General features: G+C 64.7%; 23 protein-coding genes. 19 read left to right on the top strand and 4 right to left on the bottom strand.

The features are described 5' to 3' along the window. Positions 1–3: 3 nt before the first annotated feature. The 6 genes from paaB (at position 4) to ACFY5D_RS06730 (ending at position 4,317) form a co-directional block, all read left to right on the top strand. Positions 4–297 carry a 1,2-phenylacetyl-CoA epoxidase subunit PaaB gene (gene paaB, locus ACFY5D_RS06755; RefSeq protein ID WP_209998851.1) on the top strand — a complete coding sequence of 98 codons (294 nt, stop codon included), beginning with the start codon at positions 4–6 and terminating at the stop codon, positions 295–297. Further along, positions 294–1,154 carry a 1,2-phenylacetyl-CoA epoxidase subunit PaaC gene (gene paaC / locus ACFY5D_RS06750; protein WP_387526751.1) on the top strand — a complete coding sequence of 287 codons (861 nt, stop codon included), beginning with the start codon at positions 294–296 and terminating at the stop codon, positions 1,152–1,154. The genes paaB and paaC overlap by 4 nt, the downstream gene beginning before the upstream one ends. 19 nt (positions 1,155–1,173) lie before the next feature. Beyond that, positions 1,174–1,662 (top strand): 1,2-phenylacetyl-CoA epoxidase subunit PaaD, encoded by a 489-nt coding sequence (gene paaD / locus ACFY5D_RS06745; protein WP_387526748.1) that lies wholly within the window; start codon positions 1,174–1,176, stop codon positions 1,660–1,662. Continuing rightward, on the top strand, positions 1,659–2,828 hold the full coding sequence (gene paaE, locus ACFY5D_RS06740; RefSeq protein WP_387526745.1) for a 1,2-phenylacetyl-CoA epoxidase subunit PaaE: 1,170 nt from the start codon (positions 1,659–1,661) through the stop codon (positions 2,826–2,828). The genes paaD and paaE overlap by 4 nt, the downstream gene beginning before the upstream one ends. A 79-nt stretch (positions 2,829–2,907) precedes the next feature. After that, a complete protein-coding gene (locus ACFY5D_RS06735) occupies positions 2,908–3,687 on the top strand; it encodes an enoyl-CoA hydratase/isomerase family protein (protein ID WP_387526742.1) in 780 nt (259 codons plus the stop codon). Positions 3,688–3,846: 159 nt separating this feature from the next. Beyond that, complete coding sequence (locus tag ACFY5D_RS06730) at positions 3,847–4,317, top strand: hypothetical protein (protein WP_387526739.1); 471 nt, start codon at positions 3,847–3,849, stop codon at positions 4,315–4,317. A gap of 56 nt (positions 4,318–4,373) precedes the next feature. Here ACFY5D_RS06730 and ACFY5D_RS06725 read toward each other — a convergent pair whose 3' ends face one another. Continuing rightward, positions 4,374–5,675 carry an MFS transporter gene (locus tag ACFY5D_RS06725; RefSeq protein ID WP_387526737.1) on the bottom strand — a complete coding sequence of 434 codons (1,302 nt, stop codon included), beginning with the start codon at positions 5,673–5,675 and terminating at the stop codon, positions 4,374–4,376. A gap of 70 nt (positions 5,676–5,745) precedes the next feature. Next, the gene (locus ACFY5D_RS06720; RefSeq protein ID WP_209998829.1) at positions 5,746–6,195 is read right to left on the bottom strand and encodes an Lrp/AsnC family transcriptional regulator; all 450 of its coding nucleotides are present in this window, start codon (positions 6,193–6,195) and stop codon (positions 5,746–5,748) included. A 218-nt stretch (positions 6,196–6,413) separates the two neighbouring features. Between ACFY5D_RS06720 and ACFY5D_RS06715 the strand changes: the two genes are divergently transcribed. The 6 genes from ACFY5D_RS06715 (at position 6,414) to ACFY5D_RS06690 (ending at position 12,667) form a co-directional block, all read left to right on the top strand. Then, the gene (locus ACFY5D_RS06715; protein WP_387526733.1) at positions 6,414–7,583 is read left to right on the top strand and encodes a thiamine pyrophosphate-dependent enzyme; all 1,170 of its coding nucleotides are present in this window, start codon (positions 6,414–6,416) and stop codon (positions 7,581–7,583) included. Beyond that, positions 7,580–8,680 carry an alpha-ketoacid dehydrogenase subunit beta gene (locus ACFY5D_RS06710; RefSeq protein ID WP_387526730.1) on the top strand — a complete coding sequence of 367 codons (1,101 nt, stop codon included), beginning with the start codon at positions 7,580–7,582 and terminating at the stop codon, positions 8,678–8,680. Before ACFY5D_RS06715 ends, ACFY5D_RS06710 begins: the two co-directional genes overlap by 4 nt. After that, a complete protein-coding gene (locus ACFY5D_RS06705; protein WP_387526727.1) occupies positions 8,677–10,116 on the top strand; it encodes a dihydrolipoamide acetyltransferase family protein in 1,440 nt (479 codons plus the stop codon). Before ACFY5D_RS06710 ends, ACFY5D_RS06705 begins: the two co-directional genes overlap by 4 nt. A 182-nt stretch (positions 10,117–10,298) precedes the next feature. Beyond that, positions 10,299–10,508, top strand: coding sequence for a hypothetical protein (locus ACFY5D_RS06700; RefSeq protein WP_387526724.1), 210 nt, complete (start codon positions 10,299–10,301; stop codon positions 10,506–10,508). Positions 10,509–10,550: 42 nt separating this feature from the next. Continuing rightward, on the top strand, positions 10,551–11,441 hold the full coding sequence (locus ACFY5D_RS06695) for an MBL fold metallo-hydrolase (RefSeq protein WP_387526721.1): 891 nt from the start codon (positions 10,551–10,553) through the stop codon (positions 11,439–11,441). A 50-nt stretch (positions 11,442–11,491) separates the two neighbouring features. Then, positions 11,492–12,667, top strand: coding sequence for an MFS transporter (locus ACFY5D_RS06690; protein ID WP_387526718.1), 1,176 nt, complete (start codon positions 11,492–11,494; stop codon positions 12,665–12,667). On the opposite strand, the gene ACFY5D_RS06685 is transcribed toward ACFY5D_RS06690, so the two are convergent. Continuing rightward, positions 12,622–13,551 carry a phosphatase PAP2 family protein gene (locus tag ACFY5D_RS06685; RefSeq protein ID WP_387526716.1) on the bottom strand — a complete coding sequence of 310 codons (930 nt, stop codon included), beginning with the start codon at positions 13,549–13,551 and terminating at the stop codon, positions 12,622–12,624. The genes ACFY5D_RS06690 and ACFY5D_RS06685 overlap by 46 nt on opposite strands. Before the next feature lie 159 nt (positions 13,552–13,710). Here ACFY5D_RS06685 and ACFY5D_RS06680 point away from each other — a divergent pair, with 159 nt between their 5' ends. From ACFY5D_RS06680 to ACFY5D_RS06670, 3 genes are read left to right on the top strand one after another with little or no spacing between them, the layout of a single operon-like run. Continuing rightward, entirely contained in the window at positions 13,711–14,298 is a 588-nt protein-coding gene (locus ACFY5D_RS06680) for a winged helix-turn-helix domain-containing protein (protein WP_387526713.1), read from the top strand. Further along, positions 14,295–14,984, top strand: a complete 690-nt coding sequence (locus tag ACFY5D_RS06675) for an SRPBCC domain-containing protein (RefSeq protein WP_387526710.1) — start codon at positions 14,295–14,297, stop codon at positions 14,982–14,984. The genes ACFY5D_RS06680 and ACFY5D_RS06675 overlap by 4 nt, the downstream gene beginning before the upstream one ends. A gap of 42 nt (positions 14,985–15,026) precedes the next feature. Beyond that, a complete protein-coding gene (locus ACFY5D_RS06670) occupies positions 15,027–16,037 on the top strand; it encodes an o-succinylbenzoate synthase (protein ID WP_387526707.1) in 1,011 nt (336 codons plus the stop codon). A gap of 20 nt (positions 16,038–16,057) precedes the next feature. Here ACFY5D_RS06670 and ACFY5D_RS06665 read toward each other — a convergent pair whose 3' ends face one another. Continuing rightward, positions 16,058–16,534, bottom strand: coding sequence for a GtrA family protein (locus tag ACFY5D_RS06665; RefSeq protein ID WP_387526705.1), 477 nt, complete (start codon positions 16,532–16,534; stop codon positions 16,058–16,060). Between the two features lie 242 nt (positions 16,535–16,776). On the opposite strand from ACFY5D_RS06665, the gene ACFY5D_RS06660 reads away from it, so the two are divergent. From ACFY5D_RS06660 to menD, 4 genes are all read left to right on the top strand, one after another. Further along, positions 16,777–18,846: a PhoX family protein gene (locus ACFY5D_RS06660; RefSeq protein ID WP_387526702.1), complete on the top strand. Its 2,070-nt coding sequence runs from the start codon at positions 16,777–16,779 to the stop codon at positions 18,844–18,846. A 170-nt stretch (positions 18,847–19,016) separates the two neighbouring features. Continuing rightward, on the top strand, positions 19,017–19,544 hold the full coding sequence (locus ACFY5D_RS06655; protein WP_387526699.1) for an RNA polymerase sigma factor: 528 nt from the start codon (positions 19,017–19,019) through the stop codon (positions 19,542–19,544). Then, positions 19,537–20,730 (top strand): hypothetical protein, encoded by a 1,194-nt coding sequence (locus ACFY5D_RS06650; protein ID WP_387526697.1) that lies wholly within the window; start codon positions 19,537–19,539, stop codon positions 20,728–20,730. Before ACFY5D_RS06655 ends, ACFY5D_RS06650 begins: the two co-directional genes overlap by 8 nt. 58 nt (positions 20,731–20,788) lie before the next feature. Further along, positions 20,789–22,489 (top strand): 2-succinyl-5-enolpyruvyl-6-hydroxy-3-cyclohexene-1-carboxylic-acid synthase, encoded by a 1,701-nt coding sequence (menD, locus tag ACFY5D_RS06645; protein WP_387526694.1) that lies wholly within the window; start codon positions 20,789–20,791, stop codon positions 22,487–22,489. Positions 22,490–22,542 lie beyond the last annotated feature (53 nt).

Here is a 22,542-nt window from a genome sequence, read left to right as displayed (position 1 = left end):
ACAATGAGTGAAAACAACAGCGCCTGGCCGCTTTGGGAAGTATTCGTCCGTTCCTCGCGCGGGCTCTCTCACGTGCACGCGGGTTCCTTGCATGCCCCGGACGCGGAAATGGCGCTTCGCAATGCGCGCGACCTGTACACCCGCCGCAACGAGGGCGTCTCCCTGTGGATCGTGAACTCCAACGACATCATCGCCTCCGACCCGGACGCCAAGGGCCAGTTCTTTGAGTCCCCGCAGGGCAAGGACTACCGCCACGCGACCTACTACACCAAGAGCGAAGGCGTGAAGCACCTGTGAGCGCACACGACATCGACCACTCCCTGGACAGCTTCGGCGACGCGAGCGCCTCGGCGACCCGCGTCACCCCTGGCAACGCACTGCGCCCGGAGGACATCGCCATCCAGCAGACGGCCCCGAGCGAAGAGGTCGCACAGTACGCGCTACGCCTGGGCGACGACGCCCTGATCCTCGCACAGCGGCTCTCCGACTGGATCTCCCGCGGCCCCGAGCTCGAGGAAGACATCGCCCTGGGCAACATCGCCCTGGACCAGTTGGGCCATGCCCGTTCCTTCCTTTCCTACGCCGCATTGGCGTGGGACAAGACCGAGGACGACCTTGCCTACTTCCGCGAGGAAGAGGAATTTACCGCGCTGCACATCGTGCAGCAGCCAAACGGCCACTTCGGCACGACCATCGTGCGTCAGCTGATCGTGTCGATCTTCCAGCACCTGCTCTACTCGCGACTGCTCGAGTCCTCGGACGAGACCATCGCGGCAATCTGCGCGAAGGCAGTCAAGGAAGTGGACTACCACCGCGACCACGCCATCCAGTGGACGCTGCGCCTGGGCCTCGGCACCGAGGAATCGGCCGAGAAGATGCGCCACGCGCTGCAGATCCTTTGGCCGTACGTTGACGAGATGTTCAAGGACGAACCGCTCTACGACGTGCTCGGGGACGCGGGCGTCCGCCCGTCCACGCTGCGTGCGGCGTGGGACGAGGAAATCACCGCAGTGCTCGCCGATGCCGGCTTGGAAATCCCCAAGACCGGTTCGGCCATGAGCTTCGGCCGCCAGGGCCAGCCCAGCGAATACATGGGCTTCATCCTGGCCGAAATGCAGGTGCTGGCGCGCAAGCACCCCGGCGCCACCTGGTAAAGAAAGAAAGCTGAACGACGTGTCTGTTTCCACCGAGCGCTTGCTCGAAATCGCCTCACGGGTCACGGATCCCGAGATCCCGGTTCTCACCATCGAGGACCTCGGGATTCTGCGCTCGGTGCAACAGGACACCGAGGGCACCGTCCACGTGACCATCACCCCCACCTATTCGGGGTGCCCGGCCATGGACGCGATCACCGAGGACCTTGGCATTGCCTTCCGCGAGGAAGGCTTTGAGAAGGTCACGGTGAATCTGGTGCTCTCACCGGCCTGGACCACCGACTGGATGACAGAGTCGGGCAAGGCCAAACTCGAGGAATACGGCATCGCCCCGCCTACCGGCACGGGCCACCGAGGCCGGGTCACGGTGGGCATGGCCGTCAAGTGCCCACAGTGCCATTCTCTCAATACCAAAGAACTTTCCCGCTTCGGTTCCACCTCCTGCAAATCCATGTATCAATGCAAGGATTGCCTGGAACCATTTGATTACTTCAAGGTGCTCTCATGACAGATACCGCTGCCACGCCCGAAACGACCCGACGCCGGGCCACCTTCCATTCCCTGCGTGTCGCCGAGGTACGCCGGCTGACCGCCGACGCCATCGAGGTCACCTTCGAGGTCCCCGAGGACCTGGCCGACCAGTTCGACTACGTTTCCGGCCAGTACGTTGCCCTGCGCAAGGAACTGCCGGACGCCGAAGGCAACCCCTTCGAACTGCGCCGCAGCTACTCGATCTGCGCGGCCCCGGTACGCGGAGAGATCCGCGTTGCGATCAAGCGCGACCTTGGCGGCATCTTCTCCACCTGGGCGAACGAATCCCTCGCCGAAGGCGACGTCATTGACGTGATGAGCCCGGCCGGTGCCTTCATTTCCAAGCACAAGATGACCGGGATGAACGACCCGGAATCCATCGACACGGACAACGAAAACAACTTTGTGGCCGTTGCCGCGGGCTCGGGCATCACCCCGGTCATTGCCATTGCCCGCACGGTGCTTGCCGCAAACAAGAACACGCGCTTCGACCTGATCTACGCGAACAAGGCGGCCATGGACGTCATGTTCCTCGAGGAACTGGCGGACCTGAAGGACAAGTACCCGGCACGCTTCGCCCTGCACCACGTGCTCAGCCGCGAACAGCGCATCTCGCCGTTGCTCTCCGGACGCATCGACTCCGAGAAGCTGCACACCATGCTCAGCACGGTGATCCGCACGCCATCGATCGACGAGTGGTTCCTCTGCGGACCGTTCGAACTGGTCCAGCTGGTGCGCGACAACCTTGCGGCCCAGGGTGTGGCGCCCGAGAAGATCCGCTTCGAACTGTTCACCACGGGTGAGCCGAACCGTCCCGAGGGGCACATCGGTCGCCCGGTGGTTGCCGACGACGGCGGGAAGAACTTCGAGATTTCCTTCAAGCTCGACGGCCTGCAGGGCGAGGTCAAGAGCCCGGTCAGCGCCCGCGAAACCATCCTGAACGCCGCACTGCGCGTTCGCCCGGATGTTCCGTTCGCTTGCGCCGGCGGCGTGTGCGGCACCTGCCGTGCCAAGGTCGTCACCGGCACGGTCGAAATGGACGAGAACTACGCGCTGGAACCGGACGAGGTGGAGAAGGGCTACGTCCTGACCTGCCAGTCGCGCCCGACCAGCGACAGCGTCCTGGTCGACTACGACGCCTAGGAATAATTGATTGTGGGGAAGGATCTGCTCATGGACGTGGGCGGGTCCTTCTCTTGTACCGACTGGAAAAGAGGACCGGATGATTGAACTAAGCATTTCCGGAGGCGTGGCAGAAATCGTGCTCAACGCCCCGCAGAAGATGAACGCGCTCGACGAGGCGGCCCTGGCCGAACTCGAGGCCGCCTACGACAAGGCAGCCGAGGGCGTCGAAACCGGTGATGTCCGTGCCTTGCTGCTGCGCGGCGAGGGCCGCGGATTCTGCGCCGGCCGCGACATCTCGGGGGTCACCCCGGCCGACGATGACGTGTTGGGTTACCTGGGTGGCAAGGTCCAGCCGCTGCTGGCCAAGATGTCGTCGTTCCCGGCACCGACCTTCGCATCCGTCCAGGGCGCCTGCCTGGGTGTCGGACTCGGCCTGGCCATCGCCACTGACGTTGTCTACGTTGCGGACAACGCAAAGATCGGGTCGCCCTTCGCCAACCTCGGCGCCACCCTGGATTCGGGTGGACACTGGCTGTTCACCGAACGGCTCGGCTCCCACCGCACCCTGGACATGATCTACACGGCGGAGCTGATCAGCGGCGCCGAGGCAGTGCGCTCGGGCCTCTTCTCGCGATCCATGCCCGCTGACGAATTGTTGGAGAACACCCGGGCCATCGTTGCCAAGGTTGCCAACGGCGCGACCGAGGCATTCAGGGCTTCCAAGGAATTGGTTGCCGAGATCCGTGACGCCCGACTGGGCCTGTGGGAATCGATGGCTAACGAAAACCAGGCACAGGCCGACCTCTGCGCGACCGAGGACTACGCCGAGGGTTTCCTGGCCTTCCAGGAAAAGCGCAAGCCCGTATTCAAGGGCTAGGCACGTTCCGGGCTTTACCGAATGCGCCGTCGTCGTTGGCAGTAGCCAGCGGCGGCGGCGCATTTTCTTTGGGCAGCCACGCGGCGGCAGCGGAGTCTTTACAGCCGTTTGATTGCTTCGTAGGCTCAGGTCAAGAAGCTCCCGGACATGCGAGGTTATATGGCTATCTATGAAAAGTTGGCCTGGGCCGCAGGCAGCATCGCAGCCGGCGGACTGATTCTCTATTCGGTGATCATCATGGCCACCACGTCGTTCGCCACGGGGGATTCCAGCAGCGCGAGTGCCGCGCCGATGATTTGGACAATCATTGCAATCTGCGCAGCGATCGCGGGAGCAAGCTTCGTTATCCTGCGCGGACGCACGCAAGAGACCGACCAGCGCGACGCGTGGACCTTGGGCATCGTCTATCGCGGCAAGCCCACCGCTGGACTACTTGTCCTCCTGACCGGAGGAATTCTTCCGGCACTGGCCCTATTGGGTGCAGGACAGTACACCTTTGCAAATGCCTTGTTCACTGGGTTGCTGTGGGCGACGGTTGTCCGATCGATAATTGATCTTGTCCATTACCGTCGCCGCCATGTGGCGCCACGAATCGATGGGCCGGCAGAAATCCGCGGCGAAGCCATCTAGGACCTGCGCCTTCGGATCGCCGTTGGCCGAGGTATTTTCATGCTCGTCCCCGAAGACTAGGCATTCGCGGGCGTCGTCTCCTGGCTGGACTTGTTGAGGAAGACGACCAACGGAAGTCCTGCGCATGCAGTGATTCCCACCCAGATCCACATGGACGGCTGCAAGCCAAGCCCGTCGCCCAGCAAACCGCCAACGATTCCCAGGACAGGAACCGGGCCCATCGTGAACACCAGACGGAACCCCTGCTGACGGCCCATCATTTCCTCCGGGGTGAAGCGCGCAAGCAGGCCATACGCTGTCGCGTTGTAGGAAACCATCAGCGCGTTGTAGAGAACCGAATGAGCCGCGATCAGCGCCACGGGAACTGCGGTTGCGCTAGCCGCGAGCGGAACAAGAACGACCGCCAAGGGTAGGCACAGCAACGAAAGTGCCAGGAGCTTTCGCTCGCCCAGACGACCAACCAATCCCGGAACCACCAGCGAACCGAGCAAGCCACCAACGGCGGTGGTCGAAATGACCAGTCCGACCACCTGCGGGGTAAACCCCAACACCCTGATGAAGTACAGCGTCTCCAACGCAGCACCGAACGCCAGGCCCATATTGGTGATGGACGACGAGGCCGTGAGCGCGCGGATTATCGGGTGCTTGAGGGTGAAATGCAGCCCCTCCCGGAAGGAAGCCTTGAAAGAGATGCGTTCTTTGGGCTCCGCGGCTTGGTGGACGACGTTGGCTTTGTTCCTAAAGCCCCAGAGCAGTGCCCCCGCTGCCATGAAATTCGCTGTCCCGGCCACCAGCAGGGTGAATGGCGCGGATACGAGCGCAACCAAGATGCCTGCCAAACCGGGGGACACGATGCCCACGGAGGCATCCACCGTCTCCTTGCGCGCGAACGCCGCCGAAATGAGGTCACGCCCCACGATGCCCGGCAGTGCCGACCCCGAACCCAGGCCCCAGAACATGCCGGCGACACCCACCGTGAATGAAACAACCAGCAGCTGCGGGTAACTCAGGACCTGCAGCGCCCAGCAGACGGGGACCGAGAAGATCGCCAGCCCGGCTGCCACTTGTGCCCAGATCATGGTCTTGATCCGACTGACTCGATCAAGCAGGATCCCGGCCGGAATGGCCAGGAAAAGAAACGCGATGGATTCGGAGGCGTTCAGCAGACCGATTTGCGTTGCGTCGGCGTTGAGCGCGTAAATGGCAACCAGATCGTTGGCGACATTCATGATGCCCGAGGCAACGGCGCCAAAGGCAACGGAGACCATCAAGGCGGGAAAGCCGGGGCGGTGCCTCAGGAGCTCCGGAGCCCCTCGGGAATCGTCCCGTGTTTCCGCTTCCGCCGACTGCCGATCCATGCTGGCCGCTCCCTGTTGGTTGACGACCCGGTAGGAGTCATTGGGATTAGCCTATGACTCCAGTGTTGGATTAGCGAGTATCGACATCCTCGAAGATCAGGAACGTTTGGGTGTCCAAGACGCCCGGCATGGCCTGGATCTGTTCAAAGATGACTCGGCGCAGGTCGACGTTGTCCCTCGCTCGGACCAGGAGAATGACGTCGAAGTTGCCGCCGACCAGCCCGACGTGGTGCACCTCAGGCATGAGGGCCAGGCGTTCGCGCAGTTCACGCCAGGAATGCTGGCGCAATTTCAGGGTCACGTAGGCGCTGGCTCGCAGGCCCGCACGCAGTGGATCGATCACCGCGGTGTAGCGGGTGATGACCCCTTCTTCCTGGAGGCGATTGATACGAGAATAGGCGTGGGCGCGCGAGACGTGCACCTTCTGCGCGACGGTGGTGACGGACTGCCGACCGTCGCGGGTTAGCTCTTCGAGGATGCGGCGGTCCACGTCGTCGAGTCGAACCGGGGGAGTCTCCATCAAATGCCTCTATCCGCTTTGTCTATAAACCATCGTGTAGTGACGGTCACATTTTCAATCTGTCCACAATACTAGCGATCTCATGCTCAGTTTTCCAGAATTGTTCAACAGACTGGATACGTTTCAGTAGCAAAACACATAATTGAGTCAAGAATTGGCATCGGGTCAAGCCTCCCGGCCTGGACGAATGCCACCGAAACGGCAGAAAGGCGTGGACCGTGACCATCAACGAATCGCGCGAAGCAATCGAGCAGGTGAGCAGCAAATTCGGCATCACCCCGGAGGACTACATGCTTCCGGCGCGAACCGAGATCCACATGCTCGACGTCAACGGCAAACTCCACCCGTCGGGTGAACAGGGTGCCGAGCCGGGCCACGACTACCCGTTGCCGAGCCCCGCCGCGCTGCTGGCCGCTTATGAGCAATTGGTGATCGGACGCCGTGTCAACGACCAGAACTCCGCGCTGGTGCGCCAGGGCCGCATGGCCGTTTACCCCTCCAGCCACGGACAGGAAGCCTGCCAGGTTGCGGCGGCCCTGTGCCTGGGCGAAGGCGACTGGATGTTCCCCACCTACCGCGACTCGGTGGCGGTCATGGCCAAGGGTGTCGCTCCGATGGAGGTCATGACAAGTTTCCGCGGCGACTGGCACAGCGGCTACGACCCCAAGAAGTACAAGGTGTCGGTCCAGGCCACCCCGCTGACCACCCAGCTGCTGCACGCCGTCGGCGTGGCGCACGCCGCGAAGCTGCGCGGCGAGGACACCGTTGTCCTGGCCATGTGCGGCGATGGCGCGACCAGCGAGGGCGACTTCCACGAGGCGCTGAACTTCGCGGCCGTGTTCAACCTGCCGGTGATCTTCTTCGTGCAGAACAACCAGTACGCCATCTCCGTCCCGCTCTCGCAGCAGTCGGTCGCCCCGTCGCTGGCGCACAAGGCCGTCGGCTACGGCATGGCCGGCGAGCGCGTAGACGGCAACGACCTGGTGGCGCTGCTCTCCGTGCTTGGCCGCGCCGTGCGCCTGGCCCGCGAAGGAAACGGCCCGCTGTTGGTCGAGGCCCACACCTACCGGATGCAGGCACACACCAACGCCGATGACGCCACGCGGTACCGTGCGGACGCCGAGGTCCAGGAATGGATCGCCAAGGACCCGCTGACCCGCATGCGCAGCTACCTGGTCGATGCCGGTCTGCTCACCGAGCAGGCCGAGGAGCGCATCACGGCCAGCGCCGAGGCCGTTGCCAAGACCCTGCGCGACGGCATGAACTCGGAAAACACCCCGGATCCGGCCGATCTGTTCGCCCACGTATTCTCGACCCCCACCACGCAACTGACCGAGCAGGCCAACCTGCTCGCCGACGAACTCGCCCGCGAGGAGGACACCAAGTGAGCCCGACCATCAGCACCTCATCAGAGGCCAACGGCAACGTCAGCGCCGAAACCGCGGCGCAGGCCGCACGCACGGCCAACACCGGGTTGCAGTCCGTCACCTTCGCGAAGGCGCTGAACACCGCCCTGGCCGACGCCATGGAATCCGACTCCTCGGTCCTGATGTTCGGCGAGGACGTCGGCGTGCTCGGCGGCGTCTTCCGCATCACCGACGGGCTGACCCAGCGCTTCGGCACCGGCCGCTGCTTCGACACCCCGCTGGCCGAATCCGGCATCGTCGGCATGGCGATCGGCATGGCGATGAACGGCATGCGACCGGTCATCGAGATGCAGTTCGACGCCTTCGCCTACCCGGCCTTCGAGCAGATCGCCTCGCACGTGGCCAAGATGCACAACCGCACCAAGGGCAAGATGCCCCTGCCGATGGTCATCCGCATCCCGTACGCCGGCGGCATCGGGGGAGTGGAGCACCACTGCGACTCCTCCGAGGCCTACTACGCGCACACCCCCGGGCTGAAGGTCTTCACCCCGGCCACCGTCAAGGACGCGTACCTGATGCTGCGCGAGGCCATCGACTCCCCGGACCCGGTGGTCTTCATGGAGCCGAAGAAGCTCTACTGGACCAAGGAACAGGTCGACCTGGGGGCGCTGCGCCTGGCCCACGAGACCGCAGTTGTTCCCTCGACCGAGGGCAAGGCCGCAATCGCCCGTCCCGGCACCGACGCCACGCTGATCGCCTACGGCCCCTCGGTGTCCACGGCGCTTGCCGCGGCCGAGGCCGCCGCCCTGGAGGGCCGCAGCCTGGAAGTCATCGACGTGCGCACCATCGTGCCGCTGGATGACGCGACCATCTGCGAATCCGTCCGCAAGACCGGCCGCGCGGTCGTCATCGCCGAGGCCCCGGGCTTCGCCTCCGTCGCCAGCGAGATTGTGGCGCGGATCCAGGAACGGTGCTTCCACTCGCTCGCGGCCCCGGTGCTGCGCGTGACGGGCTTCGACACCCCGTTCCCTGCCCCAAAGCTGGAGAAGTACTTCCTGCCGTCGGTTGACCGCATTCTTGACACCGTTGACGCATTGCAGTGGGAGGAAAAGGCATGAGCGTGAAGACATTCCTGTTGCCGGACCTCGGCGAGGGCCTGGCCGAGGCCGAACTGGTGAAGTGGCTTGTTGCCGTAGGCGACACCGTGGTCATCGACCAGCCCATTGCCGAGGTGGAAACCGCCAAGTCGATGGTGGAGGTACCCAGCCCCTACGCCGGCACCGTGCACCAGCTGCACGGCGCCGCGGGCGAAATGATCCAGGTCGACACCCCGCTGATCTCCGTGCTTGAGGAGGGCAGCGACGCCGAGCCTGTGACGGCATCCGAGCCGGAGCGCGAGGTGGCGCAGTCCTACCGCGAGGAGGAACTCGCGGGCGTCGCGGAGCCGGAAACCAAGGGCTCTGGCAACGTGCTCATCGGCTACGGCACCCCCGAGGGGCTGGCCGCCAAGGCCCGCAAACGCCGTCCGCGCGGCGGATCCGTGGACGCGGCCCCGGCGCGGGCGCAGGTCCGTGCGGCCGCGGCGGTGCCTTTGCGCGCGCCGCTGGTGATCTCGCCGCTGGTCCGCAAGCTGGCCAGGGAACGCGGCGTCGACATCGCAACGCTCGCGGGTTCCGGGATCGGCGGGCTGATCCTGCGCAGCGACGTCGAGGCAGCGTCCGCGGCCCCGGTCGTGGCTGCCGTCATCGACGCGCCGGCCCCGGTTGCCGCACCCGCGGCGCAGCCGGCAGCTGCCGCGCCGCGTGCGGCAAGTGCCGCGACCGGCGAGCTCGACTCGCGCTCCGGCCTGGCCGTTGCCTCGCGCACCCCGATCACCGGGGTCCGCAAGACCATCGCTGCGGCCATGACGCGCTCACGCAGCGAAATCCCCGAGGCCACGGTCTGGGTGGACGTGGACGCCACGGCGCTGCTGGAGATGCGGAGCGCGCTCAAGGCCAAGGACCCGCAGAACACCCCCGGGCTGCTGGCGTTCATCGCGCGGTTCGTGGTGGCCGGGCTGCAGAAGTACCCGGAGCTGAACAGCCGCATCGAGACGAATGCGCAGGGCGAGGCGGAGATCGTCGGGTTCGACGGCATCAACCTCGGCATCGCCGCGCAGACCGAGCGCGGGCTGATGGTTCCGGCCATCCGCAACGCCCAGCAGCTCAGCGCCCGCGGCATCAACGCCGAGCTCGCGCGCCTCACCGAGGTCACCCGCGCCGGCAAGGCCACGGTGGCCGAGCTGACCAGCGGCACGTTCACGCTGAACAACTACGGCGTCTTTGGCGTTGACGGCTCGGCCGCCATCATCAACTACCCGGAGGTCGCCATCCTGGGCGTCGGCCGCATCATTGACAAGCCGTGGGTCGTCAACGGGGAACTTGCCGTCCGGAAGGTCACCGAGCTGACGCTGGCCTTCGACCACCGCGTCTGCGACGGCGGCGTTGCCGCAGGCTTCCTGCGCTTCGTTGCCGATGCGATCGAGAACCCCGCGGGGGCGTTGGCCGACCTGTAGCGGTTGCACGGAAAACGGGCGTGCGCCCAATCCTGTTGAGGGGGATTGGGCGCACGCCCGTTTTTGTTTGCCGCGGGAACGCCGTCCGGCACCCGAACACCCGAGGTGCCGAACGGGAGAAACGGCATAGATGCAGGGGCCTGCATCTATGCGGTTGTTGCCCGCGGCTTTATCCTGAGGTCATGAGCGAGATGAAAGATTTGCCAGCAAGCTATGTCGAGTACCTTGAATCCATCGAGGAACACCACGCGGCGATGGTGCTGCCGGTGATGAGGGAATCGGTGGCCGAGGGAACGCACGGGGTCCATGTGCGGGGACTGGGCAGCCACTACGAACAGGCCTTCGTTGACGAGACGGTTCCCTTTGGCAAGGTGAAGGTCACGAAGACCTGATCGCCACCTGCCGGACCCGATACCCGACTGAGGAGCCGCTCCATGCATGATGTTCCCGAGTCGATGCAGGGTCTGCATCCGAACGGCACCCACGCCGGGGAGGCGGAAGCCGCGCCCTTGGCGTGGGAGGCGCTGCCCGACGGCTGCTGGCGGTTGACCAGCCCCGGGTTCTCCATGAACAGCGGGCTGATCGTGGGCAACCGGCTGGCGGCCCTGATCGATACCGGCGCGGGGCCCCGCGAAGCCGAAGCGATCCACCGTGCGGTGCGGCGCATCACCGATCTGGATCTCATCGTCGTCAACACCCATGCGCACGGCGACCATTTCCTTGGCAACGACTACTTCCGTGCCCAAGGGGTCCGGGACTTCTACGCGGGGAACCTCGCCATCGGCCACATGCGGGAATCCGGGGCGGAACAGCGGGAACTGGTGCGGACGCTGGAACCGGAAATGGGTGCGGGGGTCGGCGAGCACACCGCCATCCATGTGCCGGCCCATGCCCTGGGCAGCGAACCGCACGAACTGAACCTCGGAAACAGGTTCATCACCCTGCAACAGGTCGGTTCCGCGCACAGCCCCGGGGACGTGACGGTGCGCGCGGGCCGCGTACTTTTTGCCGGCGACGTGATCGAGCAGGGCGGCCCCCCGAATTTCGGGGATTCACGCCCGAGCCAGTGGTTGCGGCTGTTGGAGGAACTTGCATCGAGCGAAGGCAGCGACACGGTGTTCGTTCCCGGCCACGGCGGCCCGGTGGGCCGGGACTTTGTGCAACGCCAGGCCGACGAACTGCGCGAGGCCATCTTGCTGTGCCGGCGCCTTGCCGCCGGCCTGCCCGCGGGCCGCGGACCGACGGACGAGGAGCTGTCGGTTCTGCCCTACGGACCGGTGGAGTCCCGCTTCATATTTGAACGGCTGGTCGCCACGAGCCCGTAGTGCATGCGTACGATGAGGCAATGGATGATCAAACTTTCAGTCTGCGGAGCATGGCGCTGAAAGTGTATTCGCCATCGCTTTTGTACTCCATCGGCCTCGGGGCGGTCACCCCGGTCATCGCGATATCGGCACGGGACCGCGGTGCGAGCATCGCCATGGCCGCGCTCATCGTCACGCTCGTCGGCGTCGGGTCTCTGGTGTCCAATGTCCCGGCCGCGCTGCTGACAAACAAGGTCGGCGAACGGACCGCCATGGTGGCTGCCGCCGGCTGGGCCGCCGCGGGACTGGCCCTTGGGCTGTTCGATTCGCAGCTGCCACTCTTCGCCGTTGGCGTCACCATGCTGGGCATGGCTGGCGCGGTTTTCAACCTGGCCAGACAGAGCTATCTCGCCGAGGCGGTTCCCGTTGAGTACAGGGCGCGGGCCATGTCCACCCTCGGGGGCGTGATGCGCATCGGCGTGTTCGCCGGGCCGTTCATGGCGACGGTCGCCATGGGATGGTGGGGCATCACCGGGGCCTACTGGGTGGGTGTGGCGGCCATGCTGCTTGCCCTGGCCGTCTGCTTTGCCATACCCGAACTGCCCTCGCGCAGCGGCGGACGAAGCGGCACCAAACCCGAAACCCCCAGCATTTCCATGTGGGGCATGGCCAAGAAAAACCGGAGGGTGCTCTGCGGCGTGGGGCTGGGCGTCGTGTGCATTGCCGCGGTGCGTTCGTCCCGCCAGATCGTGTTGCCCCTGTGGGGCGAAAGCCTGGGCCTGGACGCGGGGACCATCGCCCTGGTCTACGGACTCTCCGGTGCGCTCGACATGCTGATCTTCTATCCTGCGGGTAAGGTCATGGACCTCAAGGGCCGGGTCTGGATAGCGGTACCGTGCCTGGTTATCATGGCGATCGCAATGTCCCTGCTGCCGCTGACGACCGGCATCGGGATGTTCACGGCCGTTGCCATGCTGCTGGGATTCGGCAACGGAATCGGCTCGGGAATTGTGCTGACCCTGGGCGTCGACTATTCCCCGGTGCATGACCGGGCGCGGTTCCTGGGGGTCTGGCGACTGATGGCGGACGCGGGGGCCATGGGTGGCCCGATCCTGCTTTCCGGCATGCTGGCCGTGGCCACGCTGGGCATCGGAATCTGGAGCATCGCGGCGGTATCGGTGCTCGGAGCGGCTCTGTTCGGCTACTTCATTCCGAGATCGGGTTTGAACCGAATCGGTGCCCCATAGCGGCTGAATAGCCGAAGGACCGCGTTGCCGATGAGGAACGCCGAGCCCAGGATCAGGGCCAGACCGGAACCGAGGAAGACCAGCAGGACGGGAGCCGAGACGTCGCCGATCCGAGGGTGCGGCAGCAGCAGCGCTACGACCAGTCCCGCGGTGAATGCGACCGTCCCGGCCGATGCGCACCAAGTGAGGATCTTTGCCGCCCGTCCCGAACCGGAGTGGCCGGCGCTGTTGCCCGGTTCCAAGGGTCCGTGCAGGTGCCGCAGCACGAGACCCGCAAGAAGCGCCCAGAAAGCCGCCACCAGGTAGGCAGCCACGACATCGCCGGGACGGTGCCAGCCGAGCACCAGCGTCGAGGCGCCCGCAATTGCTGCATAGGTCCAGCCACCGAGGGCCACCATCGGTCGGCGTGCCGCGGGGCTCACCATGAAGATCGACATCATGGCTGCGGCGGCAAAGGTCGTATGGCCCGAGGGGAAGGAGTTTACGGTGGCGCCGGAAATATTCAGGTCGGGCCGCTCGAGAACCACGTGTTTGAGCAGCTGGGTGGTTCCGGAGGCTCCCAGAATGCTCAGGCCGGCAATGACCGGGCGCATGAAATCCCGCCTGCGGATCAAGGCCCAGAGCAGCACCGCCGCAGACAGGACAGCCGAGAACGCCGGCATGTAGTCAAGGAACGTCAGGGCCGGTTTCCGGGTCGCATCGGCAGCGAGGAACGCCTGGCCTCCCAGGAGCGCCGCATTGTCGATCCATTGTCCGAGACGGGTCCGGACGAAAAAGACGTAGCAAGCAATGAAAGCCACCGCCAGTGCCGCCATGGCGGCATACCAAGGCAGCAGGCTGGCGGGCCCGCGCGGAGCGGTTGGGGCTGAATCTTCTGAACTCATTGCCTCAAGCCTTTCACAATCGGACACTCCAACGCAGATTGCGTGCCTCGGAGCACCGGCCGGATTCCACTCGGCGATGCCGAACGGCCGGGGGACCTAGCCTTGTGCGTCCGCTTCGAATCTATTGACAAAAAAATTTGTCAGTGGGATTCTTGAGCCATGTTAGACCTTGCCGTGCTGGAAGACCCGCGGGCCGCAGCCGCCACCCTTGACCCCATGAGGCGCAGTCTCCTGGGGGAGCTGCGCGAACCTGCATCCGCGAGCATGCTGTCCCAGCGAATGGACATCCCCCGCCAGAAAATCACCTACCACCTGAACCAGCTGGCCGAACTCGGCCTGGTGCAGGAGGTCGAACAGCGCCACAAGGGAATCATGACCGAGCGCCTGATGCAGGCCACTGCCGCGTCGTACGTGATTTCGCCGGAAGCCGTGGGCGCCCTGAACCCGAGCGCCGGCGAATTGCGGGACAGCTTCTCCGCGATCTGGATGCTTGCCCTGGCCGCGCGAACCCTGCGCGAGGTCGGGCGCCTGATCATCGGGGCACGAGCGGCGAACAAGCCACTGGCAACCTTTGCCGTGGACGCGGAATTGACGTTTTCCAGCGCCCGGGACCGCGCCGATTTCAGCCGGGAGTTGGGCGAAAGCATCGGTTCCCTGGCGGCGAAGTACCACAAGCCATCGACGACCGGACGCAGGCATCGCCTGGTCGTCACCCTTCATCCCACACTGAAAGAACAAGCCTCATGAACAAGGAATTCGAAATCCGCCAAGAGTTGGATCTGCCCGGAACCCCCGAACAGATATGGAAGGCCGTCACGGAGGACACCGCCGCATGGATGTTCCCCACCGGGGAATGGGAATCCTATGTGAGTGAAAGGAACTACCCAACGCACCTGGTGTCCCGCATGGAGGGGCCCAACGGGTGGTTCAACCAGCTCGAGCACGAAATGACCCCCGGGCCGGACGGGACCCATTTGCGTTATGTGCACTCCGGAATCCTTGTCGACGACTGGGACAACCAGTACGACGGCGCCTCCAAGCACACCACGTTCTACCTGCACACCCTGGGGCAGTACCTCCGGTACTTCAACGACCGCCCGGTGGTCTTCAGCGATGTCCAGGGGCCCGATGCGGCCACAAGCGCGGATGCCCTCGACCGCTGGATCGAAGCCCTGGGACTCGGCAACGCGGCAGTGGGGGACACCCTCAGCCTGGAGCTTCCCGGGCGCGGCATTCAGGACGTGGTTGTCGACTTCAGGAACGAGAACTTCGTGGGCCTGCGGACCGACGACGCGATGATCCGCATCTTCGGGCGCAATGCCTTCGGCCACCGGGTTGGACTGACGGTGCACGACTTCAGGCCCGGCGCCAACGCGGACGACAACGCCGAAGCCTGGCAGCAGGCCCTCAACGGAGCCTACGCCACGGCGTAAACACCGGAACCGGTGGGAAGGAACCGGCGATAGGCTGGAACCATGTTTGAACTGCCAAGCCTTGCCGAACTCACCGAGCGCGCCCACGTCGTCTCCCTGCCGATGCGCGTCAAGTTCCGCGGGGTCGAACACCGCGAGGCGTTGCTCCTCGACGGCCCCGCGGGGTGGGGTGAATTTTCGCCGTTCCTCGAATACGCCCCCGCGGAGGCCTCTTCATGGCTGGCCTCGGCCATAGAGGCGGCATGGTCGGGCTACCCGGAGCCGCTCCGTGACGAGATCCCGGTGAATGCAACGCTTCCGGCGGTCGGGATCGAACGCATTGCACAGGTGCTGTCCAACTACGATGCCGTCCACACCATCAAGGTCAAGGTTGCGGAGCTCGGGCAGGACCTGGCCCAGGACGTCGCACGGGTGGCCGAGGTGCGCCGCCTGTTCCCCGACGCGCACATCCGCATCGACGCCAATGCCGGATGGACCTTCGAGGAAGCAACGCAGGCGTTGGAAGCGCTGGCCGGCTTCGGCCTGCAATATGCCGAACAGCCAGTGGCAAGCATCGAGGAGCTGGCCCGGTTGCGCAGGCACGTGCAGGCGCGGGAACTCGGGGTGTTGATCGCCGCCGATGAATCCGTGCGGAAGGAAGAGGACCCGCTGGCGGTGGCCCGTGCCGGTGCGGCCGACCTGATCGTCATCAAGGCGCAACCGCTCGGCGGCGTGCGCCGCGCGCTCGAAATCGTGGCGCAGGCCGGGCTCCCTGCCGTTGTCTCCTCGGCGCTGGACACCTCCATCGGCCTGCGCCAGGGGGCGGCGCTTGCCGCGGCCCTGCCCGAACTTCCGTACGCCTGCGGGCTGGCCACTGGTTCCCTGCTCGTCGAGGATGTCACGACCGACAGGTTCCTCGCCGTCGGCGGTGCGCTGCGGCTGCGCGACGTTGCGGCCGATCCCGACCTGCTGCGTACCCATGCCGTCGATCCCGAGCGCCGGCGCTGGTGGATGGACCGCCTGAGGGCGAGCCACCAGGTCCTCAGCGACAAGGCAGCGAACGCGGGCCTGTAGTCGGTCCGGGGCCAGGACACCTAGACGCGAGCTGCGAGGCCTTCCTCTGCTGCCACGACGCTTTCGGGAACCAGGTCGCCGACAGGTGCCGGCTGGTCCTGGCTGAAGACGAAGTACCGATAGGCCAGGAACCTGAAGATGGTTCCGAGGATCAATCCGACGACCCCGCCGGCAATGAAGTCGGCGCCAAACGTCGTGAACCCCAAAACGTACCTGGAAACGAATTGGCAGGCCACGACAATGCCCAGCCCAATGCCATTCATGATCAGGAAGAGAACGAATTCCTTCCACGGCCGCTCCGAACGCCGGTGCCTGAACGTCCAATAGCGGTTGGCGAACCAGGAAAAAATCGTGGCGACGACCGTCGAGACAACGCGGGCCTTGATGGTGCTGTCAGCCATCGGGCCGTGCCACAGCAGGGTGTAAATGCCGTTGTCGATGAACCAGCCCAGACCGCCGACCACGCCGAACTTTGCGGCCTCGCGCCACAACAACATGAACAAATTTCTCGTGGATCTAATGAGACGCATCTTGCCTTTCGGGCGGAGACTTGGAGAAGTAGACCCAACGGCAATCGATATCCACATGAGGGCCCCGGATGTCCGGCCTGCAGGCGGTCACGGAAACTATTTAACCGGGCGTTTGTTCGGCGTTAACGTCGACCAAGCCAAATGCTCACCCTCTCATGGAAAGTTATGAATCGAATAATTCATTCTCAACATCTTTTATGGGGACCACGATGATCCAGAACCGAACCCTTCTGCCCATGCTTGGCCACACCCGAGGCAATCGAAACGCGGCGACCTGCCAGTTCAAGTGCGGCAACGCGTGCGCCAAGGACGTCTGCAACACCACTGACAACGAGTACTTCCGCGACATCGCCGATGCCGCGTTGAGCCGCCGTTCGCTACTGGGCCTCGGCGCGGTGGCATCGGCCGCGCTGGTGGTTGGAGGCGAGCTTCTTCGGGCCCCCGCGGCAAACGCCCAGTTTGCCGCGGCTCCCGGAACCAGCGGCAAACTGCAATTCAACGCAATTGCCCCCGTTCCGCGAAGCAGCGATGCGTTCAGCGTCCCGGAAGGGTACGACTGGAGCCCCGTGATTCGCTGGGGCGATCCGCTGTTCAAGAACTCGCCGAGCTTCGACATCACCAAGCAGAGCGCCAAGGGCCAGGCCGGCCAGTTCGGTTACAACAACGACTACCTCAACGTGATCGTCGACAAATACTCGGGCCGCACCGGCGTACTTGTCGCAAACCACGAATACACAAATGAAGACCTCATGTTCGACCCGGAATGGTTTGCCGCCAACAAGGCCGAAGCAGTGCGCATCGCCATGGCGGCACACGGGTTCTCCGTCGTCGAGGTCAAGCGCAGCCGGACAAGTGAACGGTGGGAGTACATCCGCGGCGGTGAAAGAAACCGCCGCATCACCGCCTCCACCGCCTTCAACGTGGACGGTCCCGCCGCCGGCTCGGCGCTGCTCAAGACCGTGGCCGACCCCTCGGGAAAGAAAGTCCTGGGAACGCTGAACAACTGCTCCGGCGGGACAACGCCGTGGGGCACAGTGCTGTCCGGTGAGGAAAACTTCAACCAGTACTTCCGCGGCACGGGATCGGCCACGGACGCACGCTACGGAATCGCCGATGCCGCAACCGAACGCGGTTGGGAGGACGTCGATCCGCGCTTCTCTGCACACAACCAGGGATTCGAGAACGAGGCCAACCGATTTGGCTGGGTCATCGAAATCGACCCGCAAAACCCCGACTCGACCCCGGTCAAGCACACGGCGCTCGGGCGGTTCAAGCACGAAGGGGCGAACATCCGCATTGCAGCGGACGGCAGGGCCGTTGCCTACTCCGGCGACGACGAACGCTTCGACTACGTGTACAAGTTCATCTCCAAGGAGAAGTACAAGCGCGGGGACCGCCGGCACAACCTGCGGTTGCTCTCCGAGGGCGACCTCTTCGTTGCACGATTCAGCGGGGATTCACCGGCCGGCCAGATCGACGGTTCGGGCACGGTGCCGGCAGACGGCGAGTTCGACGGAACGGGAACCTGGTTGCCGCTGGTCCTGGACGGCAAGTCCAAGGTGCCGGGGATGACCGTCGAGGAAGTCCTGGTTTACACGCGTCTCGCTGCGGACAAGGCCGGAGCCACCAAGATGGACAGGCCGGAGGACGTGGAGCCGAGCCCCGTCTCGGGCAAGCTGTACATTGCGCTGACCAACAACACCCAGCGCGGGACGACCGGCAAGGCGGTCGCCGACGAGGCGAACCCGCGCACCAAGAACCGCGACGGCCACGTCATCGAGCTGACCGAACGCAGGAACGACGCCGCCGCCACCGAATTCGACTGGAACATCCTGCTCGTGGCGGGGGACCCGTCCAAGGACGCGAGCACCTACTTCTCGGGGTACCCGAAGGACAAGGTCTCGCCGATCGCCTGCCCCGACAACCTGGCATTCGACTCCAAGGGGAACCTGTGGATCTCCACCGACGGGCAGCCGGGAACCATCGGCTACTGCGATGCCCTGCACAAGGTCACCCTGACGGGCAAGGAACGCGGCAAGGTCGAGCAGTTCCTTGCTGTTCCCGCCGGAGCAGAGACCTGCGGCCCGGTGATCCACGACAGGGACGGCTCGGTGTTCGTCTCGGTCCAGCACCCGGGGGAGGGAGGCAGCTACAACCAGCCGCTCTCGTTCTTCCCCGACTACGTGTCCGCACCCGGGAAGGCCAAGCGAGGCGAGGTCTACGGGCCGCGGCCCACCGTTGTCCAGGTCTACCCAACGGGTAGGTCCCCGCGACGCTAGCACCGGGCCAAGAACGGGCGAATGGGCGCCGTGCGTGAATGGGAAATTCCACCTTTCACGCACGGCGCTTTTCTGTTTTTCAGGAAAGTTATCGCAAGGTGTCAGGAATTTGTGGATGCCGGAAATAGATAGGGTGAAAGACTTACTCGCTTACCTACCGAGGGAGGCCCATGCAGCCCAACCCACAGCTGCTGGAGCAAACGATCAGACCGCCAAACGGATTGGAAGAACGCTTCAGCGACTTCTATCGCCAGCATTACTGGATGGTCTTGAGATTTGCTGAACGGCGATTGAGCAGCCATGAAACATCGCGCGACATCACCAGTGAAACCTTCCGCATTGCCTGGACCAAGTTCCAGGACGCTGAACAAGGCGGGCTCGCGTTCCTCTATCTCACCTGCAAGAACCTGATCGGCAACGAGTACCGCAGGCAGCTGCGCGTCGCCGCACTCGAGGTAAAACTCCAGAACGGGGCCAACGCATCAAACACCGAGGATCACGCTGTGGCGTTGCGCGAAGCGATGCTGAAAATGCGTGAGGCCGAACGCGAGGTCCTTTACCTGACCTACTGGGAGGAAGCCAGCGCAGAACAGCTGGCCGAGACACTTGGCTGCTCGCAGGACGCGGTCTGGGCCAGGGTTAGCCGGGCACGCAAGTCATTGAAGAACATCCTACGAAGCGGGGGATCGAATGCCTAAGAACCTATTCGAAGACGACACGTGGATTGAACAGAAGTTGCGCGACTCCAACCCGTTCCCGGCGTCGCTCGAACGTGACCTGGATGAGCGCGCACTTCAGGATCTGGCCTCGATCCTGGCTGGAGATTTCAACGAGCATTCCGTCCCTGCCGAATCACCCGAAGAAGTACCAAACAAAACTGCTCCTGAGCTTCCAGCAGCAGGCAATGTTGTGCCGCTGAAGCGCAAATCGACGGTCACCCGGCGCTGGGTGCTCGGAGGTCTGGCTGCCGCGGCTGCGGCGGTACTTGTTGCTGTGCCCTTGGGGTCATCTCTCAACGGGGCAGGGAAGGCAGTTGCATCACCATTGGCGTTGGCCGCCATCAAGCCCACCACGCTGGGCACCGCCGAAGCTGTCGAACAACTCATCGGGGCAGCGAAATCGCACGCGGACGCCGCCGACTTCAAACCGGGATACCTGGACGTCGAACACTGGGAAGCAGGGACCATGTTTGTCCCGCTCGATGTCCAGTTCGCCCCGATACAAATCGCTGACGGTGACCTCGGCGGGACCATGACGATAACGGAGGTGGAGTCCGACGACCGGATCTCCATTCCAACGACCACCCAAATACGCAGGGAGGCCGACGGCTCCGGAACCATCACGCAAACCGTGGGGGAACCGCATTCCACAACCGGTGAGACGGTGCATTACGTTCCTTTCGAGGGAAACCAAAAGCCTGGCAGTGTCGACACGATCAATCTGTCGGCCGGACAGTTCCAGGGCTGGTTCCCGAAGGGGCCGGAAAACTCGGCTGCGAAACTCTATGGGCAGGTCGCCAAACAGCAAGTTGCCAGCAGTGCGGCAGTCGCGGATGGTGCATGGGGGGTCGTCCAAACAATTGGATTCATGATGAGCGATTGGAAGTTCGACCAAACGCAATCCGTCGCACTGCTCGAAACGATCCCCAAGATTGACGGCATGAAGGTGCTTGGAACCACCAAGGACCGCTGGGGCCGAGACGCCATGGCCTTCGGGGTGGATACGTCCGCTGAAGGGGGCGTATACAAGACAATGCTCCTGTTCAGCCCGGAGACGGGGCGACTGACCAACTACGTCGAAGAGTTCCGCAAGGACAAGGGACCCGAGGGGACCGTCACCTACGCCACAGACGTGGTCACCCGCTACATCTCAGTCTCCGAATAGCGGCGGAGCAGTACAGAACGGCACGGCACACGTCGGGGTCGGAATTAGGATGGAGGGTATGCCGACTAATTCCGATCCCGAACTCGCCTCCCTGGATGTAGCCCGGAAACTCGTGACAACCCTGCAGGCCGCCGGAGTGCGTGACGTGGTGATCTGCCCGGGTTCGCGAAGCGCCCCGTTGGCCTACGCGCTCGCCGAATCCGAGGCCGCGGGCACCATCCGGTTGCACGTGCGCATCGACGAGCGGGTCGCGGGATTCACGGCGCTCGGGCTGAGCCTGGCCGGCGGCGCACCGGTGCCGGTGGTGACAACCTCCGGCACGGCCGTGGGGGAGCTGCTTCCGGCGGTCATGGAAGCCAACCACGTGGGTGCCCAGCTGCTGGTGGTTTCGGCGGACAGGCCCACGGAGCTTCACGGCACCGGGGCAAACCAGGCCACCAACCAGGTCGACCTCTTCGGGGTGCACGTGCGCGCCAGCGTGGACATCGGCGCCGGCAGCGATCCCGCCGTGCCGGTTGCCGGGGCCCTGAAGGCGGCCGGGGGCTCCGAAACCACGGCGCCGGGGCCGGTGCAGATCAACGTGGCCTTCCGTGACCCGCTGGTTCCCTCGGATACGGACGGGCTGCCCACTTTTGGCGCCAACTTGACGCACCCGCCGGTTGCCGTGGACAGCGCGGAATCGGTCGATTGGGCACGGCCCGACTCGGGAGAATCACTGCGGACCGTGGTGGTTGCCGGACACGGTGCTGGACCCGCCGCCGCGGACTTCGCACACGCCCTGGGACTGCCGCTGTTCGCGGAGCCAAGCTCGAACGCACGTTTCGGCGCGAACGCCATCGGCCCGTACCGAACGCTGCTGGCCTCGCACATGTCCCGCATCCAGCGGGTGGTCCTCTTCGGCCGCCCCACGTTGAGCCGGCCGGTGGCGCGCCTGCTGAACAACGCATCGATTGAGACCGCCCTCTGGGCGCCGGCGCCGGCGCCGTGGTTCGAGGAGGGCAAGAGGCGCGAAAGGCTCGTCTCCGAGGCATCCGAGCTGGAGGCCTTTGCGGGGATCGCCCCGGCGGGGTGGCTGGAAGGCTGGCAACGCCTGGGAGCCTCGGCCAGCCAAACGATCCAGCAGCGCATCGAAGCCTCCGGCGGGCTCAACGGCCCGGTGGTGGCGCAAGAAGTCTGGGGGACCGCCAAGGGAAACCTGGTGTTCGGATCCTCGAACGTCATCCGCGACGCCGACCTGTGCGGCACGCCCGCGGATGCGTCCGCGGCGCGCGTGTACGCAAACCGCGGGCTGGCGGGAATCGACGGAACCATTGCCACGGCCACCGGCATCGCCCAGACCCGCGCGGGGCTCAAGACCACGGTGTTGCTCGGGGACGTGACGTTCCTGCACGACGTGGGCGGGTTGCTGCTGGGGTTGGGCGAACCGGAGCCGGAAATGGACGTGATCGTCCTCAACGACGGGGGAGGCGCCATCTTCGCAACGCTCGAGCACGGGGCCGTGGAGGAATCGGGACGCTACGCCGACGCCGTGGAGAGGCTCTTCGGCACACCCCACCGGGTGCGGATCGAGTCCCTCGCGGCAGCCTACGGGTGGGAGTACCTCGCGGTGGGTGACGTCGATGGCCTCCGCCGTGCACTGGATGCGCGCGGTGGCCGCCGTCGCTTGATAGAGGTCGAGGTGGGACGAAGCGGCCTTCGGGCCCTGCATGCGGAGATCACCGAGGCCGTGAACGCACTTGAATGGCCCGAAAGCCGGTAGCTGCCACGCAGTCGCGCACGGGTTCCGGCATGGAGCATGTCGGAAACCGTGCG

The organism is Paeniglutamicibacter sp. NPDC012692, assembly GCF_042901625.1.
Taxonomy (GTDB): Bacteria; Actinomycetota; Actinomycetes; order Actinomycetales; family Micrococcaceae; genus Paeniglutamicibacter.
Note: the sequence above shows the minus strand (reverse complement) of the source record. Positions and strands in the feature narration are given on the sequence as shown.

Bases quoted from the DNA above. Each gene is read 5' to 3' on its own strand.
- ACFY5D_RS06650 (WP_387526697.1), top strand. From the start codon at position 19,537: ATGCCTAAGAACCTATTCGAAGACGACACGTGGATTGAACAGAAGTTG.
- ACFY5D_RS06675 (WP_387526710.1), top strand. From the start codon at position 14,295: ATGAACAAGGAATTCGAAATCCGCCAAGAGTTGGATCTGCCCGGAACC.
- menD (WP_387526694.1), top strand. From the start codon at position 20,789: ATGCCGACTAATTCCGATCCCGAACTCGCCTCCCTGGATGTAGCCCGG.
- ACFY5D_RS06705 (WP_387526727.1), top strand. From the start codon at position 8,677: ATGAGCGTGAAGACATTCCTGTTGCCGGACCTCGGCGAGGGCCTGGCC.
- ACFY5D_RS06685 (WP_387526716.1), bottom strand. From the start codon at position 13,551: ATGAGTTCAGAAGATTCAGCCCCAACCGCTCCGCGCGGGCCCGCCAGC.
- ACFY5D_RS06700 (WP_387526724.1), top strand. From the start codon at position 10,299: ATGAGCGAGATGAAAGATTTGCCAGCAAGCTATGTCGAGTACCTTGAA.
- ACFY5D_RS06670 (WP_387526707.1), top strand. From the start codon at position 15,027: ATGTTTGAACTGCCAAGCCTTGCCGAACTCACCGAGCGCGCCCACGTC.
- ACFY5D_RS06655 (WP_387526699.1), top strand. From the start codon at position 19,017: ATGCAGCCCAACCCACAGCTGCTGGAGCAAACGATCAGACCGCCAAAC.
- ACFY5D_RS06665 (WP_387526705.1), bottom strand. From the start codon at position 16,534: ATGTTGTTGTGGCGCGAGGCCGCAAAGTTCGGCGTGGTCGGCGGTCTG.
- ACFY5D_RS06680 (WP_387526713.1), top strand. From the start codon at position 13,711: ATGTTAGACCTTGCCGTGCTGGAAGACCCGCGGGCCGCAGCCGCCACC.
- paaB (WP_209998851.1), top strand. From the start codon at position 4: ATGAGTGAAAACAACAGCGCCTGGCCGCTTTGGGAAGTATTCGTCCGT.
- ACFY5D_RS06735 (WP_387526742.1), top strand. From the start codon at position 2,908: ATGATTGAACTAAGCATTTCCGGAGGCGTGGCAGAAATCGTGCTCAAC.
- ACFY5D_RS06720 (WP_209998829.1), bottom strand. From the start codon at position 6,195: ATGGAGACTCCCCCGGTTCGACTCGACGACGTGGACCGCCGCATCCTC.
- ACFY5D_RS06660 (WP_387526702.1), top strand. From the start codon at position 16,777: ATGATCCAGAACCGAACCCTTCTGCCCATGCTTGGCCACACCCGAGGC.
- ACFY5D_RS06695 (WP_387526721.1), top strand. From the start codon at position 10,551: ATGCATGATGTTCCCGAGTCGATGCAGGGTCTGCATCCGAACGGCACC.
- paaE (WP_387526745.1), top strand. From the start codon at position 1,659: ATGACAGATACCGCTGCCACGCCCGAAACGACCCGACGCCGGGCCACC.
- ACFY5D_RS06690 (WP_387526718.1), top strand. From the start codon at position 11,492: ATGGCGCTGAAAGTGTATTCGCCATCGCTTTTGTACTCCATCGGCCTC.
- ACFY5D_RS06730 (WP_387526739.1), top strand. From the start codon at position 3,847: ATGGCTATCTATGAAAAGTTGGCCTGGGCCGCAGGCAGCATCGCAGCC.
- ACFY5D_RS06725 (WP_387526737.1), bottom strand. From the start codon at position 5,675: ATGGATCGGCAGTCGGCGGAAGCGGAAACACGGGACGATTCCCGAGGG.